Here is a 15,521-nt window from a genome sequence, read left to right as displayed (position 1 = left end):
TTTTGCGGATTCGTGGCGTTCTCTAAATAATATTGAATTTTATGCTGTGCTGTCTGAGTCGCAGCTGGCCAGGTTTACGAGTGATCTTCAGCGGCAACTTGACAGTATTTCTGTTCACCCAGGGGAGGGATGGTCGGCAAATGCAAATCCCATTCCTTATAGTGGCTGGTACGGGAATGTACCTGGGTTTCAAATTGCCGCGCGGGTTAGTGCCTCTTCTGGTGGGGAGTTGTTTTATATCTCAGATACCGTGCCAGGGAAAATATTAAATGATGGGGGTTTTAAGAGGGCGGTTGCAAATGCAATTGGTGATATGGGCGGTAATGTGCTGCTCGACCGAGTGCTTGGTGGGTGGAGTGAGGGGGCGAGAACCCCTTTTGCTGCGGATGACGTTCCCGCAATGGATGATTATATCTCCAAAAGAGTTATGCTGGAGACGGCCTCGGAAGATATAAGAACCTGCAGCGCACTGCTGCTCACCGCTTGCGCCACCGCACCGCAGCCCCAACCCGCCACGCCCGAGCAAACCGCCCAGACACTGCGGCTCGAAGCGAATCCGAAAAAATCGGTGATCTATTTCTACCGCGCAGGCTGGATGGGGGGCGACATCAGCACTGGCTTTTACGTCGATGGCATGCGTCGCGCGGTTGGCTCGGCCGGCTATTTCAGCCGGGTTGAAGTAGAGCCTGGCCTGCGCAAGCTCGATTACACCGAAATGTCGACCATCGCCCGGCTGGAAACGCCGGTGAAGATCGAGGAAGTCCGGCTCGATAAAGGCAAGGTGTATTTCATCGAGGAGCGCTGGAAGTTTGCGCAGGGATTTTACTGCCACCAGGCCAGTGATGCAGGTGCCCAAGCATTACTTGCTGATCTCAAGGTGAAAGCCAATTGAGCTTGGTTTTGTGCTGAAAGAATAATTTTTTTACCGTTGTACAATTTTTATCAGTATGTTGAGGCCTTAATTTTGAACTTCCCGCAGATTTTTGTACCCATTTTTGTGTTGATTTTCTTCTTGATTGGCTGTGCGCCGCCACCAAAAATTGATGCTAAAAAAATTAAATGGAGGGCTGGTCCACTGACGCAGGAAGAGGAGCTGATGTTTCATAATGAGCTCTATGGTGATCAGCTGTATAATACTTCGATTAATTTTAACGGTAATGGCTATTCGCTACGGCGAAAAACCTATTTTTCTGAGCTGGCGAAGCGGGGTTACCTTCCAGCTGTTGCAGTGCTTAATTCCTTTGATTTCGAGAAAAGAGTTCACGTTCTTGACCATTCGGTTTTTCATCCGTTATTTGCTGCTGCTCGCAACGGTGATTTGCCATCTGCTTGCGCTATTTTTCCGATTGCATGGTCAAAATTTCAGCTGACACAGTCACAGAAAGATGAGGCGTTGGCTCTGACGTTGGCTGGGGCGAAGCAGGGGCATCTTATCTGTCAAGCCTATGCTGCACATTTCTTGCAAGAGAATGATAGAAACGTGGAGGCAGAAGCGTATGAACTGGCGGCTGCCAAGGCTGGATATATCTTTTCAATTCACGGGGTTAGGGCTGCTTTGGATGCAAAAAAGGTTAAGCCAGAAGACAATTTTGATGAGATACTCTGTTGGACTTTGAAGGGCGCTGCATTTCGAGGTAAACAAAATATCCGTTTTGCGCATGCAGGGGAAATGGCCTCATTGTCTGTACATGCAGGGGATGATTTTGCCGAAAGAAAGAAGCAGGAATGGAATTGGTTGGATATTGGGAATGTCGCCGTTGTGCGGAGAATGGACTGTGTAAACGTTCAGAGGTGAAACAATGAGTGAAGGCAAATCCAACCCGGATATGCAACAGATGCTGCAATACGCCCAGGCCGCGTTCGAGCGCATGCCCACCCTCGGCCCGGTCGCCTGGCTGTTCGGCCGCGACGAGCAGAAAAAGCATTTGACGCTGGCCGACCTGGACTGGGCGGTCCAGCCCGCGCTGATCCTCGACCAGTGCCGGCTGTTCATGAACGACAAGATGCCGTTCGCCTATGTGAGCTGGGCCCTCGTCTCGGACGAGGTGCATGCCCGGCTACAGCAAGGCCAGACCCGGCTGGCGCCGCACGAGTGGAAAGGCGGTGGGCATGTGTGGCTGATCGATATTGTTACGCCGTTCGGGCAGGGCGATAGCGTGATTGCCGAATTGAAGCAAGGCATTCTGGCTGGCAAGATCGTTCACAGTTCAATTGATCAAAAACCAAATCAATATTGATATCTTGACATGCAAATGAAGCACTTTCATTTTAAACACCCCCGCCCCAAAGGCAACTCAATGAATACAGGCCATTTTCTAATATATTGCACCATATTTTTACTTGCAGGCTGCTCAGCCAGCACCACTCATTCAAAGAACAGCCCAGCCACAAGAGTGTTGAGTGAAAAAGAAGAAATCATTGCATTCAATGAAATTGATATGCGCTATGGGCCCTCCGATCTTTTCTACGGAGAAGGGTACGAAAAGAGGCGCAAGGTATTTTTTGAAGAGCTAAGCAAACGGGGATTTGCGCCTGCCTCAGCATTGCTACAGATCTTTGATCTCGAAGAGCAGGCAATGATTCGCGGCACACACACCAAATCTGTCTTTGAGGATTTGATAAGGCGGGGCGAACAAGGAGACATTTCCGCTGCCTGCAGCATTCTGGCCTTATCTATAAATAGATATAGCCGGGAAGAAATAAAGAGTTGGGGCTGGGATCGCATTGAGAAACTAGTGAAGGCTGGGGCAGAGAAACAACACTTCGCATGCCTCTACCAAAATTCACAACTCCCCAAACCAGGGAAAGTGGGAGGTAACTACAATCTCTTTACTGAAGTATTAAAAAAAGAATACATACCCGCACTGCAGTTAATTAGTTTTATCGCCCAAAATGAGGAGCCTCCACCTCCGAATATAAATGCAAGAAAAATGGAGGAGAGAATATGCTGGGCTTTATTGCTTGATAAAAAAACAAGGATGAATGATGGCGCCATTTATTTATCGGGGGCATGGGTATTATTAAACGAAAACCCTCAAAACATCCAGCTAAAAAAATTCACCAACTCTTGGAAATTACCGCTAGAGAAAAATGAATATCTGGCATATGCCAACACTTTTAGTGCAACAAAATGCTTGGATATTAGAGGAAAAACAAAATGAGTGATCTTCTTTCAGAAAACAACCTGTCGCCACTTCAAATGAGCTGGTTGCAAATGCCGGTTGGAAATTATGGATGGCTATACAATCCCGAGTATCGTAACACGGCGTAGCCCATTTGTTTTTTTGGAGGTGATTCACCTTCATCGAAGCACTTTGCATTTCAACACCCCTACCCCAACAGGAAACTCAATGAATATCAGTTGGCTCTTGAGATATTGCATCATATTTTCACTCGCAGGCTGCTCAACCGGCACAATGCATCCAAAGAACAGCCCGACAATAAAATCGTTGAGTGAAAAAGAAGAAATCATTGCATTCAATGAAATTGATATGCGCTATCGACCCTCCGATCTTTTCTACGGAGAAGGGTACGAAAAGAGGCGCAAGGCATTTTTTGAAGAGCTAAGCAAACGGGGATTTGCACCTGCCTCAGCATTGCTACAGATCTTTGATCTCGAAGAGCAGGCAATAATACACGGCCCACATACCAAATCAGTTTTTGAGGATTTGACAAGGCGCGGCGAGCAAGGCGACATTTCCGCCGGCTGCAGTATTCTGGCCCTATCTATAAATACATATAGCTGGGAAGAAATAAAGAGTTGGGGCTGGGATCGCATCGAGAAGCTGGTAAAGATTGGGGCAAATAAAAAACACTTCGCATGCCTCTACCAAGCATCTCAACTCCCCAAACCAGGGGAGATAGGGGGAGACTACAACTTATTTATTGAAGTATTAAAAAAGGAATACGTTCCTGCATTGCGCTTAATGCGCTCCCTTGCCAAAAATGAGACTCCCCCGCCTCCGAGCATTGATGTGGAAAAAATGAGGAAAGCCATGTGCTGGAATTTGCTACTGGACAAAAAAACAAGAATGAATTATGGCGCAGCCTATTTATCTGGTGCATGGGTAATACTAGGTGAAAACCCCGACAACGAATCACTAAAGCAATTCATTAAAAGCTGGAAATTTCCCCCAAAGGACCCCGGTTATATAGCATATGCAAACACCTTTAGCGCAACAACATGCCTGGGCATTAGGAATTAAAAAACATGAGTAACTTACTTTCAGAAAGCGACCTGCTTCTAATTCAAAAGTCCTGGGTTGCCCGCTACGAATCCCTACTGAAAAAATATATTACAGCAGAGGAGGCATATACAAAGATAGTCGACGCGGGAAAAACACATACAAACGCTGCCGAGCTAATTGCCCAAAACTATGCTCGCTATGGCGCAGAGCTACGAGGACCTTCCCCCAACCAGGTCTACCAAGAATTAGTTGGCATGAAGGGCAAAGGAGCCCCTCATGAGGAAGTCCAGACTCACTGAAGCCCAGATCATTGCCATCTTGAAGGAAGCTGAAGCAGGTGTTGCAGTGGCAGAGCTTTGCCGCAAGCATGGCATCTCGGATGCAACCTTCTGCAACTGACGAAACAAGTTCGGTGGCATGGATGCGTCCGAAGCCAAGCAGCTCAAGCAACTTGAAGAAGAGAATGCCCAATTCAAGCGTCTGGTTGCCAACCAGGCGTTGGATATCGACATGCTCAAGGAAGTGCTGGGAAAAAACTGACTCGGCCCGCAGCGCGGTTTGCCCCAGCAAGGCAGTTGATCGAAGGAACCGGGAAGCGGTCTGGATCGAGGTGGATCATTCGTTATCGGGTAAACGCGTTGCGCGGGTACTGGACGGGCTGAGGCACCTGGGTAGGTTACCCAGCCAGATCCAGGTGGACAATGGACCGGAGTTCACCAGCAAAGCATTGGATGAATGGGCTTACGAGCATGGTGTACGGTTGCAGTTCATCCGGCCAGGCAAACCGGTGGACAACGCCCACATAGAAAGCTTCAACGGCCGGCTCCGGGAGGCGTGCTTGAATCAGCACGACTTCCGAAGCCTGCACGATGCGCAAGAGAAGATCGAGGCTTGGCGTCTCGATTACAACGCGGCCCGGCCACATAGTGCGCTGGGGTATTTGACCCCGGAGGAATGCCAGGAAAGGCATCAACCCCCAACCGCTCAGATTGCTAATTTATGAGTGGTCGACCGATTGGGGGAAGGTCAGATTTCTGGAGACGTTGCTTCTCATCGAGCAAGAAAAAGGTGGCAGTGGCTAGATTTCAAAGAAGTACTTAAGACCCAGAAGATGAAATGCTCTAAAGATTGAGGCAGGGCACGAGTGATTTGCATCAGGGCTTGGAAAAAAATGGCGAAAGTTGTACAACACAAAACGCAGACTGAATGATCAAGCAATTAGGCAGTACGTAGAATTTTTATTAAACCCACAGAATGAAGATGGCAATTCATTGAATTAAATGGCATAAAAACGCATCAGCAAAAAAATTTTCAGGAATTAAATATGTATGTTTTTTTTATTCTTTCACTTGTTTTATGCACAATGGCGTTGCTGATGCCATTCTTATATAAATGGCGCTGGACAACTGCTTTTACTGTAGCAGCAGGCATCATTTTAGCATTTGGCTTTATTTGGCGACCTCAGCAATACAATCTAGACAATGTTGAGCATTGGGCATCTGGCGTTTACGAATGCCATGGAAAAACCAAGATGGGCCAAGATATTCATTTGAAAATCGGCGGAACTTCCTACTGGAATTATTTCTCCCTAATGACGGGGCTTGATGTTTTTTGCATACCGGGTCTGAGTTCCGGAGATCAAGTTAGAGTTTCCTATAGAGAACATGCCAGCGACAAGCGAAGAGTAGTCATGAGGCTAGAGCGGATGTCAAACAAAACGGTTGTTTTCGTAGCAAACCCTGATGCTACTCAAGAATGGCAAACAAACATTGAATCAGCCTTGTACTGGATTCGAATTTTTTCGGGATTCATTTTTATTTCTACTGGATTTCTTTATAAGAGGAAGCCAAAATGAACGCGGGTAATTTACTAGATACTGCAGATGTTTTTGCTAATGCGATTGGGAAAATTTCTTCGGCATCAGGAACCATCCGCACCACCGGATTCTCAAGGAGCAAACAGTGAGTGAAGGTAAATCCAACCCATATATGTGTCCAGTCCCGCTCAATTGATTACACGTTTTTTGAATAGCTCGGGCTTCTGCTTCTGCCAGTCCTTCATCGCTTCAAGTGGTGTGTGGTGCTGCAAGGCCAACTGAGGCAGGTGCTGGTTGTACAGTCCGACGTAGCAGGTCAGCGTCTGCGCCAAATCCTCGGCGCCGTTGAAGCGGTGCGTGGCCAGCACCTCGTTGATCCGCCCATTGAAGCGTTCCACCATCCCGTTCGTTTGCGGATGGCGTGGCTTGGTCAGACGGTGCTCGATGCCCAACGCAGCACACAGTCGGTCAAACTCATGCTCGCCCCTGGCCTGCTTTTGCTTGTTTGAACCGCCGGCCCGTGAACTTGCTGCCGTTGTCGCTCAGCACCGTACGAATCCGGAACAGTCCGGCCTTGTTCAAGGCTGCCAAAAACGCCTGTGCTGCTGCCGCGGTCTTATGCGGCCGCAAAAAAGAGTGACGCTATTTGAAGAAGTGGCAAGCCTCATACCCGGATTTATTCGTCAAGTGCGTCATCCCAATCACTGGGACTCTGCAAACAGACAACGCCCTGCCAGCACGCCACCGGCCAGCCTCCGTGGGTCGGCCCGTAGGCGATCGCGGTTAGAATGACGCCTTTCCCTGCCCCGCCACGCCATGCATACCTTTCTCTGGCACGACTACGAAACCTTCGGCCGCGTGCCGCGGCGCGATCGTCCGGCACAGTTCGCCGGTATCCGTACTGATGGCCAACTCAACGAGATCGGTGAACCCATCGAGCTTTTCTGCCGACCGACCCCGGATTGGCTGCCCGATCCGGAATCGTGCCTGCTCACCGGCATCACGCCGCAGCAATGCCTTGCGCGCGGCGTGCCGGAGCGTGAATTCGCGCAGCGGATCCAGGCGGTGCTGGCGCAGCCGGGCACGATAGGCGTGGGGTACAACACGCTGCGCTTCGATGACGAGGTGACGCGTTTCCTGTTCTGGCGCAACCTGCTCGATCCCTATGCCCGGGAGTGGCAGAACGAGTGCGGCCGCTGGGATCTGCTGGATGTGGTGCGCACCACTTGGGCGTTGCGGCCGCAGGGGATCACCTGGCCGACCCATGACGATGGCCGTCCTTCGTTCAAGCTGGAGGACCTGACGCGGGCCAACCGCATCGGTCATGACAGCGCGCACGACGCGGTCTCCGACGTACGCGCCACCATTGAGCTGGCGCGCCTGATCCGTACCCTGCAACCCAGGCTGTTCGACTTCTGCCTGTCGCTGCGCAAAAAGGAGGCCGTGCTGGCACAGATCGGCACGGAACCGCGGCCATTGCTGCATATCTCGGGCATGTACGGGACCGAGCGCGGTTGCCTCGCGCTGGTCTGGCCTGTGGGCTGGCATCCACAGAACAAGAACGAGCTGATCGTCTGGGATCTGTCCTGCGACCCGGAGGAACTGTTCACCCTGGATGCCGAGACGATCCGCGCACGGCTGTTCGTCCGCAGCGATGCGCTGCCCGAAGGCATGGCACGCCTGCCGATCAAGACCATACACATCAACAAATCGCCCATCGTGATTGCCAATCTGAAGACGCTGTCGCCCGAACGTGCGGCACACTGGGGCATCGACCCGGAGCAGGCGTTGGCATACGCTGCGCGGTTTCAGGACGGCCCCGACCTTGGCGAGCGCTGGCGGGCGGTCTACCAGCGCGACGCGCAGGGGCCCAGCGATGTGGACGAGGATCTCTACGGCGGCTTCCTGGGCAACGACGATCGCCGCCTGCTGGCGCGCCTTGCCACGCTCTCCGGCGCGGAGCTGGCGGGCGAGCGCGTCAGGTTCGGCGATCCGCGCCTGGAGGAACTGCTGTTCCGCTACCGCGCCCGCAATTTCCCGCAGACCCTGTCAGACGACGAGCGCACCCGCTGGGAGACGCTGCGCAGCAAGCGGCTGCTGCATGGCCAGGACGGCTATTTGACGCTGGAGTTGTACTGCGAGCGGATCGATGCACTGGCCGAGCTGGCGGACGAGCGTGGCGAGAAGCTGCTGGCGCAGCTCTATGACTACGCCGAGCTGATTGCCCCGGAATACCAGTAAAAGTCGCTTCAAAACCTGCTTGGCGGCAGTTGCATTCCATACCAATCTGGCTGCCGGCGTCCATGCTGGCAGCCAGGACCGCTGCGCTCGGTTTTGCAGCGGCTCTTGGTACCGTCACCGCAATCCAGCAATGCACTGCCGGCAAACCGTGCATACCATGAGAACCGCACGGGCGGGCGTTTGCCCCTGCCGGGGACAGTACCGGGAAGACGGCGCGAAGCGTGGTACCGGCAGCAGCGTTCGCCGTCAGTGCCGGGCAAGACGCCAGCGAGGCCCCCAGCCCGGGTGGCGTGTATCGTGCTCGCGAACAAGCCGCCCGCAGGCGGCCTGCTCTGTTTCAGCGATGCGTCCACAAGGTGGCAAGCAGCGTATCGGTTTCGTCTTCCACGTATTCCCAGAAGAACGTGCCGGCGAGACCCTGCTCCTTGACGAACGCAGCCTTGCGACGCAGCGACTCGGCGTCCTCGTAGCTGACGAATTCATCGCCATCGACCAGCAGCCACGGCGCTGCTGCCGCGTCGTCCCAATGACGCTCGGCGCGGCCTTCCGCCAGCAATGCGGTGATCTGCGTGTAGCTGTAGGAACCGTTGCTCTTGGGGATGCCCGGTGCGCCAAGGCCCGCGTTGCCGATGCCTTTCAGGCTGCGGCCATAGAATGCGCAGCCCAGCACCAGCTTGTCGCGCGGCAGGCCGTTCTGCACGAACAGCGCGACGGATTTGGCACAGCTGTCGCCCTCCGGGTCGATCGGGGTGTTGTACAGATTGGTATGGTGGCCGGCACGGGTCGCCCAGCCGTTGTAGAAGTCGTAGGTCATCAGATTGACGAAGTCGCACAGCTGTGCCACTTCCGGCATTTCCACACCATCCAGATAGTATTGGCCAGCGCCGGCAGCAATGGTCAGCAGATAGCGCGCTTCGCCCTGCCGCCCCTGCTCGTCCGACAACGCATCCAGCCGCTGCCGCAGCTCGGCCAGCATCAGGGTGAAGTTGCGCTTGTCCTCCGGGCGCGCCTTGATGCCGGCCATGTCATGGCAGGGGTACTCCCAATCCAGATCGATGCCGTCCAGCCCATGCCGTTGCATGAATTCGATCGCTGCCACGGCAAAGCGTGCACGCGAGCCGGCATCGAGCGCAGCATCGGAAAACCCGTCCGCCGCCCAACCGCCGATCGAGATCAGCAGTTTCAGTTCCGGGTTGATCTCGCGCAGCCGGCGCAAGGTGGCAAAGTGTGCCTCGGCCCGCGCCTGTTGGTCCGCATCGTCCGGCGCAAACAGCGCCAGTTCGCCATCACCACGGATATTGGCAAAGGCGAAACAGACATGGGTCAGGCGCTTGGCATCGCGTTCCAGCGGCAAGGCGCTCCAGTCCTTCCATCCGGCGAAATAGGCAAGCAGTATCGGTTTGCTGGGCATCTGGCGTTTCTCGGGTAAGTGGAGTGGGCCGCTAAAGCGCGGCGGTGACGACCATTTCGACGCGATAACGCGGGTCGGCCAACCGGGCTTCCACAGTGGCGCGTGCCGGGGTGTGGCATTTGATCACCCAGGCGGACCAGACTTCGTTCATCGCGTCGTAATCGTTCATGTCGGCAAGATAGATCGTGACCGAGAGCAGCTTCTGGCGATCCGAGCCGACCTCGTTCAACAGACGGTCGATCGACGCCAGCACTTCCTCGGTCTGGCCCCGGGTGTCCTTGTCGAGCGATTCGGCGATCTGTCCGGCAAGATAGACCGTATTGTTGTGCACCACGATCTCGGCCAGACGAGGGCCGATGTGATAGCGCTGAATGCTGGTAGACATGACGAACTCCTCAGGGCTGGAAAAATAATAAGGCGAACCTGTAAGGTTCGCCTTGCTTGGATTGCGCTACACGCCCTCATCATGACAGGCTGCAGGCGAACGTGATTCATCATCGTTCGCCCACCCGGACGGCGCAAACTTATTGCACCAGTGCCACGCTCCGCAGCCGCAGCGAGAATTCGCGCAATGCGGCGATGCCGCTGGCCTCGGCCCGGGCGCACCAGTCCTGCAGGTGCTGCACCAGATCCGCGCGCGACAGCGAGGAACGTTCCCACAGCCGGGTCAGCTCCTGGCGCATCTGGTAGACCTGCTCAAGCGTCTTGCTCTGGGCCAGCAGTTGATCCAGGTGCGGCTTCTCATCCACCGGCGTGTCCTTGGCATCCTGCTTGAGCCACAGCTTCATCTGCCTTGCCGGGTTGAAATTGAATTGCGGCAACCGTGCCGAAGCGCGCAGCTTGTCCAGTTCCTCGGCCACGGTCAGCTTGAGCGACTTGGCATAGTGCGCGGCCACCGCGTAGCGGTTGGCGACAATGACGGCCAGCGCCTGCTCGTCCAGCTCCGGGCGCGGTGCCGCGGTCATCATCTTCGGGGCGACGCGGCGCACCTTGGCCATCCTGAGCGTCTCCAGCACGCGGATATAGGTCCAGCCGATGTCGAACTCGAACCACTTGTAGGAGAACTTGGCCGAGGTGCCGAAGGTATGGTGGTTGTTGTGCAGTTCCTCACCGCCGATCAGGATGCCCCAGGGCACGAGATTGGTGGAGGCATCCTCGCATTCGAAATTGCGGTAGCCCCAGAAGTGGCCGAGGCCATTGATGACACCGGCTGCCCAGAACGGGATCCAGACCATCTGCACAGCCCAGATCCAGATGCCGTTGACGCCGAACAGGGCGAGGTTCAGCAGCATCATCAGCGTGGGGCCCCAGGCGCTACGCTTGCTGTAGAGATTGCGTTCCAGCCAGTCGTCAGGCGTGCCGTGGCCGAACTTCTCCATGGTCTCGGCGTTCTTGGATTCGGCCCGGTACAGTTCGGCGCCTTCCCACATCACCTTCTTGATGCCGAGCACCTGCGGGCTGTGCGGATCCTCGGCCGTTTCGCACTTGGCGTGGTGCTTGCGGTGGATTGCCGCCCACTGTTTGGTGACCATGCCAGTGGTCAGCCAGAGCCAGAAGCGGAAAAAATGGCTGGGCGCCGGGCCCAGATCGATGGCGCGGTGCGCCTGGTGGCGGTGCAGATAGATGGTGACCGATGCGATGGTGATATGGGTCAGCACCAGGGTCACGACGATATAGCCCCACCAGGGCAGGTCGACGAGGCCATTGAGCCAATTCATGCTGCGAATTCTCCGTATATGCAAAGCTGGCGGACACCCTAAGGGGGGTGGCATGCGCCGGGGGTGATATTAATCAAATATTTCGCACTGTGCTTGGCGCGGTCGACCGATGGCTGAATCACGGGTTCCCGTTGCGGTGCCGCGGCACGCTGTGAAGATTGCCATTACTCCAACAGCATGCCAGCCATTGCCGCACCTGCGGCTCGACAGTCCGGCCAATGGGAAGGTCGGCTACCGTCCAAACGCAGCTCTGGGTAGTCAGACCACGATTCCAGGCTGGCGTTCTCCTGGCTGCGCCGGCGACCAGTGGTGCACGCAGGGCAGGTAGGCAGTCCCGGCTACCATCGGCAACAATCCACGCAGGCACCACTGCAGCAGACGATTGCCTAACGTGCGTCACCATACGGATGGACCGGCGTGCCACGCTTCGAGCGGGACCGGGGCCCGCTGCATCTCCTGCCCCGGTGCCGGACCACCTGGCCTTACGTCACTTCAACGTACGGATACGCTGCAAGGTCGTGGTGGTGGATGTCTGATGCAGGAATGGGATCGAATGTACCGTGCCGCCCCATTCGAGGACTTCATGGCTGCCGACGATACGCTCGACGGGCCAATCGCCGCCTTTGACCAGCACATCAGGGCGGCAGGCAAGAATCAGCTCGTACGGTGTATCGGCGTCGAACCAGGTGACGAGATCGACACTGGCCAATGCGGCGATCACCGCGGCCCGTTCGGTCAGCGCATTGATCGGGCGATCATCGCCTTTGCCCTGGCGGCGTACGGACGCATCGGTATTGAGCGCCACCACCAAGCTCGCCCCCAATGCCCGGGCCTGTGCAAGGTAGGTCACATGGCCGCGGTGCAGGATATCGAAGCAGCCATTGGTGAACACCAATGGGCGCGGCAGCGCGGCGATGCGCGCGGCCAGTTCATCCGGCGGGATGCATTTGTCTTCAAATGTGGGCAGCGGGTAGGCCATCGTCGACTGACTCATCCCACGGCCGGCGCATCGCCCGGCAACTGCTTGCGATAGCGGTTCAGATCAGCCAGCGTCTCAAGCGCCACGCCGAACAGGCTGGAGAGATTGCGCAGGATGCCGCCGACCACGCGGCCTTCCCATTCCTTGCCGAACTGGATCTGCTCGTCCAGCCAGCGCTCCAGCCACTCCGGATCGGGCAGCCGGCTTTGCACGGTATCGTTGGGATAGAGGCTCTTGTTCACATGCAGGTTGGTCGGATGCAACGGCTTGCCGGAACGGCCACTCGACGCCATCAGAAACCCGATCTTGGCAAACGCGCGCCGGGCTTCATCGCCGCAGACATCGATCGCACGCTTCATATACTTCAGATACGCCCCACCGTGCCGCGCCTCGTCGGTCGAGAGCGTCTTGTAGATTTGCTTGATCACAGGCTCGGTGTGCCACTCGGAGGCACGGCGGTACCACTGCGTCAGACGCACTTCGCCGCAGAAATGCAGCATCAGTGTTTCCAGGGGCGGAGCGGGATCGAAGTCGAACCGGACTGCATGCAGTTCGGCTTCGCTCGGGCACAATTCGGGGCGAAAGCGCCGCAGGTACTCCATCAAGACCAGTGCGTGCTTCTGCTCCTCGTAGAACCAGATCGACATGAAGGCCGCGAAATCCGAATCATCCCGGTTGTCGCGCAGGAACATTTCGGTGGCGGGCAGGGCTGACCACTCGGTGATGGCGTTCATCTTGATGGTCAGCGCCTGGTCATCGGTCAACAGATTGCCATCGAACTCTCCCCAGGAAATATCGTCGGCCATGTTCCAGCGCGCCTTTTCCAGGTCGGCGAACAATTGGGGGTACAGCATTGAGCAGCTCCTGCAAATAGGGCGATTGATCGAGAATGACAACACAAGGTGAACGCAGCAGCAGCCACCTTGGCAGTGGGCTGCTGCCCTGCGCCGCCTTGGCAGCACGGGTGGCGCCTTGCCACCTGGGGACATCTTGCCGATCCGCTTTGACCGGTGGATTCGGCCCGGCGGTATTAGACCCCGGCGAGCCCATCAGCGGCAAGCCGGAATCTGTACGTGTCACGGAGGTTTCATCATGCAATTCCAGCTCTTTATCATTGGCGACGAGATCCTGGAAGGTCGGCGACAGGACCGGCATTTTCCAGCGGTGCTGGAGCGCCTTGGCGCGCGCGGCCATCAACTGGTGCAGGCACATTATCTGCCGGACGACCGGGAGGTGCTGACCGCCGCCTTCACCTTGACGTTGCAGCAGGGTGCCCATGTGATTTCATGCGGCGGCATCGGCGCCACGCCGGATGACCATACCCGGCAGGCATTGGCGCTCGCCGCCAATCTGGCGCTGGAGCTGCACGGCGGCGCTGCAGAGCTGATCCTGGCCCGCCATGGCCAAGCTGCCTACCCGCATCGGATCCATATGGCCGAGTTTCCGCTCGGAGCACAGTTGATCCCGAACCCGGTGAACCAGATTGCAGGTTGCAGCCTGCGTCACCACCATCTGCTGCCCGGCTTTCCGGAAATGGCCTGGCCCATGCTCGAATGGGTGCTCGACACGCATTACCAGCCTGGTACCCCTTTGGCGCGGCGCTCGTTGCTGGTACCCGATGCACGCGAAGGCGACCTGATCGGCGAGATGGAACACTTGGTCACCGCATATCGTAGAGTCCGCTTTTCTTGCCTGCCCTCGTTCGGCAACGCGCGGCATCCCGGTCCGCATCTCGAATTCACCCTGTCCGGACCACAGGCGGACGTCGATGCGGCATTCGGCTTCCTGCAGGCAGCACTGGCAACACGTGGTTATGCTGTTCAGTAGGAACAGGTGTCCAGACATGGAAAAGGCCCGCATGCGGGATTGCAACGGGCCTTGGGGCAAGGATGTGCGCCCTATCGAAGCGATGGCAAGCCGACGTCCTAATGGGAACGGGCAGTTTCGCGTTCACGTTCCCGGCGCAGGATCATACGTTCGCCATGCTCGGTCAGCACATAGCCTTCCCCTGCACTGGTCGCCAAGCCGTTGGCCTGCAGCATCCGATAGTGCATATGGCTCTCAGGATCGCCGGGTTGGCGCTGCCCATGACGAATACGGCCCAGCGCCCGCAGCAGTTCTGGCATGTGAGTCAGCATCTCGTAACGCATCGTTGTGCTCCTTTCGAAGTAACCCCTCATATGGCATAGCCTATGCCGCAGGATTACAAAGCGATGTAGGACAAACGGACTTGCCAGCGCCAGAAGATGCCGAAACATTGCGTTACACGCAGTTGCCCCAAACAAGACGCCCCGCATTGCGGGGCGTCTGGCGATCAACACAAGCTGATCACGCGATGGTCTTGTTCGCGGTCAGGTCCCAGCCTGCGCTCACATTGCCACCGCCAGCGCCGTCTTCGCGCTTCTGCTGCGTGTACGTCCACTTGATCTTGCCATAGCTGAACGACACCGCCTCCGACGGGAAACCCTCGTCGTTCGACGCACCGCCCGGCACCACCTTCGATACCAGCACCTGCTCCAGCTTCACTTCCAGGTACTTCACCTTGTCGCCACCCGCACGGCACAGCTCCAGCGTCACTTCCTTGATGTGCTTGCCCGTGCAGCATGCCTCGTACAGCTTCGGGCTCGCCTTGTCGATCAGGTGCACGATGTCGAACGTGCTGTGGTTCACCCGCTCCGCCGTCGCGCCGCCTGCCGAGCTTGCCGTCGCCGAGGCCGGTTGTTCCAGCTTGTGCGCGAAGGATTTGATCTCGATCCAGTCCTTGTGCTTGTCATCCGTGCTCTCGCCCGGAATCCCGTCAATCTTGAGGAAGGCGTCAAATGCCATGGTCAACTCCTGTTCAATATCCAAAGCCGCAAACCTGCTCCGCCTTCCGCATTCCCTAATCATCAAGGAAGTGCAGTGAAATGTAAGCGAAGTAGGACCGTCAACAAGATTACGCAAATTCCATACAACTAAGACAAACGCATAGCGGCGCAAGCATGCCGTTCAGCACCCTGACAGGACATATTCCCTTGCAGGGACGGCAATCTTTGCGGCCCGGTCGCGGCACGCCAGCGCCCAGGCCAAGCTGCGCGACCGGGGGATGCGGTTGGCAGCCCCGAGGGGGGAGAGGCCGTCCTCCACGCCATCGTTGGGGATGCCCTGCCCTGCTCCAGGAGCGGCAGCT

General features: G+C 56.3%; 16 protein-coding genes and 3 pseudogenes. 11 read left to right on the top strand and 8 right to left on the bottom strand.

Translation table 11 applies throughout. The features are described from left to right. Positions 1-229: 229 nt before the first annotated feature. From N8I74_RS07425 to N8I74_RS07390, 9 genes and pseudogenes are all read left to right on the top strand, one after another. Positions 230-892, top strand: a complete 663-nt coding sequence (locus tag N8I74_RS07425) for a hypothetical protein (protein WP_263126241.1) — start codon at positions 230-232, stop codon at positions 890-892. 72 nt (positions 893-964) lie between these two features. Then, complete coding sequence (locus N8I74_RS07420; protein ID WP_263126240.1) at positions 965-1,795, top strand: hypothetical protein; 831 nt, start codon at positions 965-967, stop codon at positions 1,793-1,795. Between the two features lie 4 nt (positions 1,796-1,799). After that, complete coding sequence (locus N8I74_RS07415; protein WP_263126239.1) at positions 1,800-2,237, top strand: toxin-activating lysine-acyltransferase; 438 nt, start codon at positions 1,800-1,802, stop codon at positions 2,235-2,237. Positions 2,238-2,246: 9 nt separating this feature from the next. Beyond that, complete coding sequence (locus N8I74_RS07410; protein WP_263126238.1) at positions 2,247-3,161, top strand: hypothetical protein; 915 nt, start codon at positions 2,247-2,249, stop codon at positions 3,159-3,161. Positions 3,162-3,350: 189 nt separating this feature from the next. Further along, on the top strand, positions 3,351-4,205 hold the full coding sequence (locus N8I74_RS07405) for a hypothetical protein (protein WP_263126237.1): 855 nt from the start codon (positions 3,351-3,353) through the stop codon (positions 4,203-4,205). A 5-nt stretch (positions 4,206-4,210) separates the two neighbouring features. Beyond that, complete coding sequence (locus N8I74_RS07400; protein ID WP_263126236.1) at positions 4,211-4,486, top strand: hypothetical protein; 276 nt, start codon at positions 4,211-4,213, stop codon at positions 4,484-4,486. After that, positions 4,464-4,721 (top strand): annotated as a pseudogene (locus N8I74_RS19450) (transposase); the annotation flags it as partial. The gene N8I74_RS07400 and the pseudogene N8I74_RS19450, both read left to right, overlap by 23 nt. Before the next feature lie 70 nt (positions 4,722-4,791). After that, positions 4,792-5,190 (top strand): annotated as a pseudogene (locus tag N8I74_RS19445) (integrase core domain-containing protein); the annotation flags it as partial. A gap of 321 nt (positions 5,191-5,511) precedes the next feature. Next, positions 5,512-6,042, top strand: coding sequence for a hypothetical protein (locus tag N8I74_RS07390; RefSeq protein WP_263126235.1), 531 nt, complete (start codon positions 5,512-5,514; stop codon positions 6,040-6,042). A 149-nt stretch (positions 6,043-6,191) separates the two neighbouring features. On the opposite strand, the pseudogene N8I74_RS07385 reads toward N8I74_RS07390, so the two are convergent. Beyond that, positions 6,192-6,633 (bottom strand): annotated as a pseudogene (locus N8I74_RS07385) (integrase core domain-containing protein); the annotation flags it as partial. Positions 6,634-6,819: 186 nt separating this feature from the next. Here N8I74_RS07385 and sbcB point away from each other — a divergent pair. Further along, positions 6,820-8,244: an exodeoxyribonuclease I gene (sbcB, locus tag N8I74_RS07380; RefSeq protein WP_263126234.1), complete on the top strand. Its 1,425-nt coding sequence runs from the start codon at positions 6,820-6,822 to the stop codon at positions 8,242-8,244. Between the two features lie 337 nt (positions 8,245-8,581). Here the strand turns inward: sbcB and N8I74_RS07375 are convergent, their stop codons facing one another. From N8I74_RS07375 to N8I74_RS07355, 5 genes are all read right to left on the bottom strand, one after another. Further along, complete coding sequence (locus N8I74_RS07375; RefSeq protein WP_263126233.1) at positions 8,582-9,655, bottom strand: glycoside hydrolase family 18 protein; 1,074 nt, start codon at positions 9,653-9,655, stop codon at positions 8,582-8,584. Between the two features lie 31 nt (positions 9,656-9,686). After that, positions 9,687-10,040 (bottom strand): RidA family protein, encoded by a 354-nt coding sequence (locus N8I74_RS07370; RefSeq protein WP_263126232.1) that lies wholly within the window; start codon positions 10,038-10,040, stop codon positions 9,687-9,689. Between the two features lie 139 nt (positions 10,041-10,179). Then, complete coding sequence (locus N8I74_RS07365) at positions 10,180-11,373, bottom strand: DesA family fatty acid desaturase (protein ID WP_263126231.1); 1,194 nt, start codon at positions 11,371-11,373, stop codon at positions 10,180-10,182. 487 nt (positions 11,374-11,860) lie between these two features. Beyond that, positions 11,861-12,352: a D-glycero-beta-D-manno-heptose 1-phosphate adenylyltransferase gene (gene rfaE2, locus N8I74_RS07360; RefSeq protein WP_263126729.1), complete on the bottom strand. Its 492-nt coding sequence runs from the start codon at positions 12,350-12,352 to the stop codon at positions 11,861-11,863. Between the two features lie 11 nt (positions 12,353-12,363). Further along, complete coding sequence (locus N8I74_RS07355) at positions 12,364-13,206, bottom strand: ferritin family protein (protein ID WP_263126230.1); 843 nt, start codon at positions 13,204-13,206, stop codon at positions 12,364-12,366. 238 nt (positions 13,207-13,444) lie between these two features. Between N8I74_RS07355 and N8I74_RS07350 the strand changes: the two genes are divergently transcribed. After that, entirely contained in the window at positions 13,445-14,179 is a 735-nt protein-coding gene (locus N8I74_RS07350; RefSeq protein ID WP_263126228.1) for a competence/damage-inducible protein A, read from the top strand. A gap of 98 nt (positions 14,180-14,277) precedes the next feature. Here N8I74_RS07350 and N8I74_RS07345 read toward each other — a convergent pair whose 3' ends face one another. Both N8I74_RS07345 and N8I74_RS07340 read right to left on the bottom strand, forming a co-directional pair. Continuing rightward, positions 14,278-14,502: a hypothetical protein gene (locus N8I74_RS07345; protein WP_263126227.1), complete on the bottom strand. Its 225-nt coding sequence runs from the start codon at positions 14,500-14,502 to the stop codon at positions 14,278-14,280. 178 nt (positions 14,503-14,680) lie between these two features. Continuing rightward, positions 14,681-15,178, bottom strand: a complete 498-nt coding sequence (locus N8I74_RS07340) for an Hcp family type VI secretion system effector (protein ID WP_263123868.1) — start codon at positions 15,176-15,178, stop codon at positions 14,681-14,683. Positions 15,179-15,521 lie beyond the last annotated feature (343 nt).

This window comes from Chitiniphilus purpureus (genome assembly GCF_025642115.1).
Taxonomy (GTDB): Bacteria; Pseudomonadota; Gammaproteobacteria; order Burkholderiales; family Chitinibacteraceae; genus Chitiniphilus; species Chitiniphilus purpureus.
Note: the sequence above shows the minus strand (reverse complement) of the source record. Positions and strands in the feature narration are given on the sequence as shown.

Bases quoted from the DNA above. Each gene is read 5' to 3' on its own strand.
- N8I74_RS07415 (WP_263126239.1), top strand. From the start codon at position 1,800: ATGAGTGAAGGCAAATCCAACCCGGATATGCAACAGATGCTGCAATAC.
- N8I74_RS07410 (WP_263126238.1), top strand. From the start codon at position 2,247: ATGCAAATGAAGCACTTTCATTTTAAACACCCCCGCCCCAAAGGCAAC.
- N8I74_RS07405 (WP_263126237.1), top strand. From the start codon at position 3,351: ATGAATATCAGTTGGCTCTTGAGATATTGCATCATATTTTCACTCGCA.
- N8I74_RS07400 (WP_263126236.1), top strand. From the start codon at position 4,211: ATGAGTAACTTACTTTCAGAAAGCGACCTGCTTCTAATTCAAAAGTCC.
- N8I74_RS07390 (WP_263126235.1), top strand. From the start codon at position 5,512: ATGTATGTTTTTTTTATTCTTTCACTTGTTTTATGCACAATGGCGTTG.
- sbcB (WP_263126234.1), top strand. From the start codon at position 6,820: ATGCATACCTTTCTCTGGCACGACTACGAAACCTTCGGCCGCGTGCCG.
- N8I74_RS07375 (WP_263126233.1), bottom strand. From the start codon at position 9,655: ATGCCCAGCAAACCGATACTGCTTGCCTATTTCGCCGGATGGAAGGAC.
- N8I74_RS07370 (WP_263126232.1), bottom strand. From the start codon at position 10,040: ATGTCTACCAGCATTCAGCGCTATCACATCGGCCCTCGTCTGGCCGAG.
- N8I74_RS07365 (WP_263126231.1), bottom strand. From the start codon at position 11,373: ATGAATTGGCTCAATGGCCTCGTCGACCTGCCCTGGTGGGGCTATATC.
- rfaE2 (WP_263126729.1), bottom strand. From the start codon at position 12,352: ATGGCCTACCCGCTGCCCACATTTGAAGACAAATGCATCCCGCCGGAT.
- N8I74_RS07355 (WP_263126230.1), bottom strand. From the start codon at position 13,206: ATGCTGTACCCCCAATTGTTCGCCGACCTGGAAAAGGCGCGCTGGAAC.
- N8I74_RS07350 (WP_263126228.1), top strand. From the start codon at position 13,445: ATGCAATTCCAGCTCTTTATCATTGGCGACGAGATCCTGGAAGGTCGG.
- N8I74_RS07345 (WP_263126227.1), bottom strand. From the start codon at position 14,502: ATGCGTTACGAGATGCTGACTCACATGCCAGAACTGCTGCGGGCGCTG.
- N8I74_RS07340 (WP_263123868.1), bottom strand. From the start codon at position 15,178: ATGGCATTTGACGCCTTCCTCAAGATTGACGGGATTCCGGGCGAGAGC.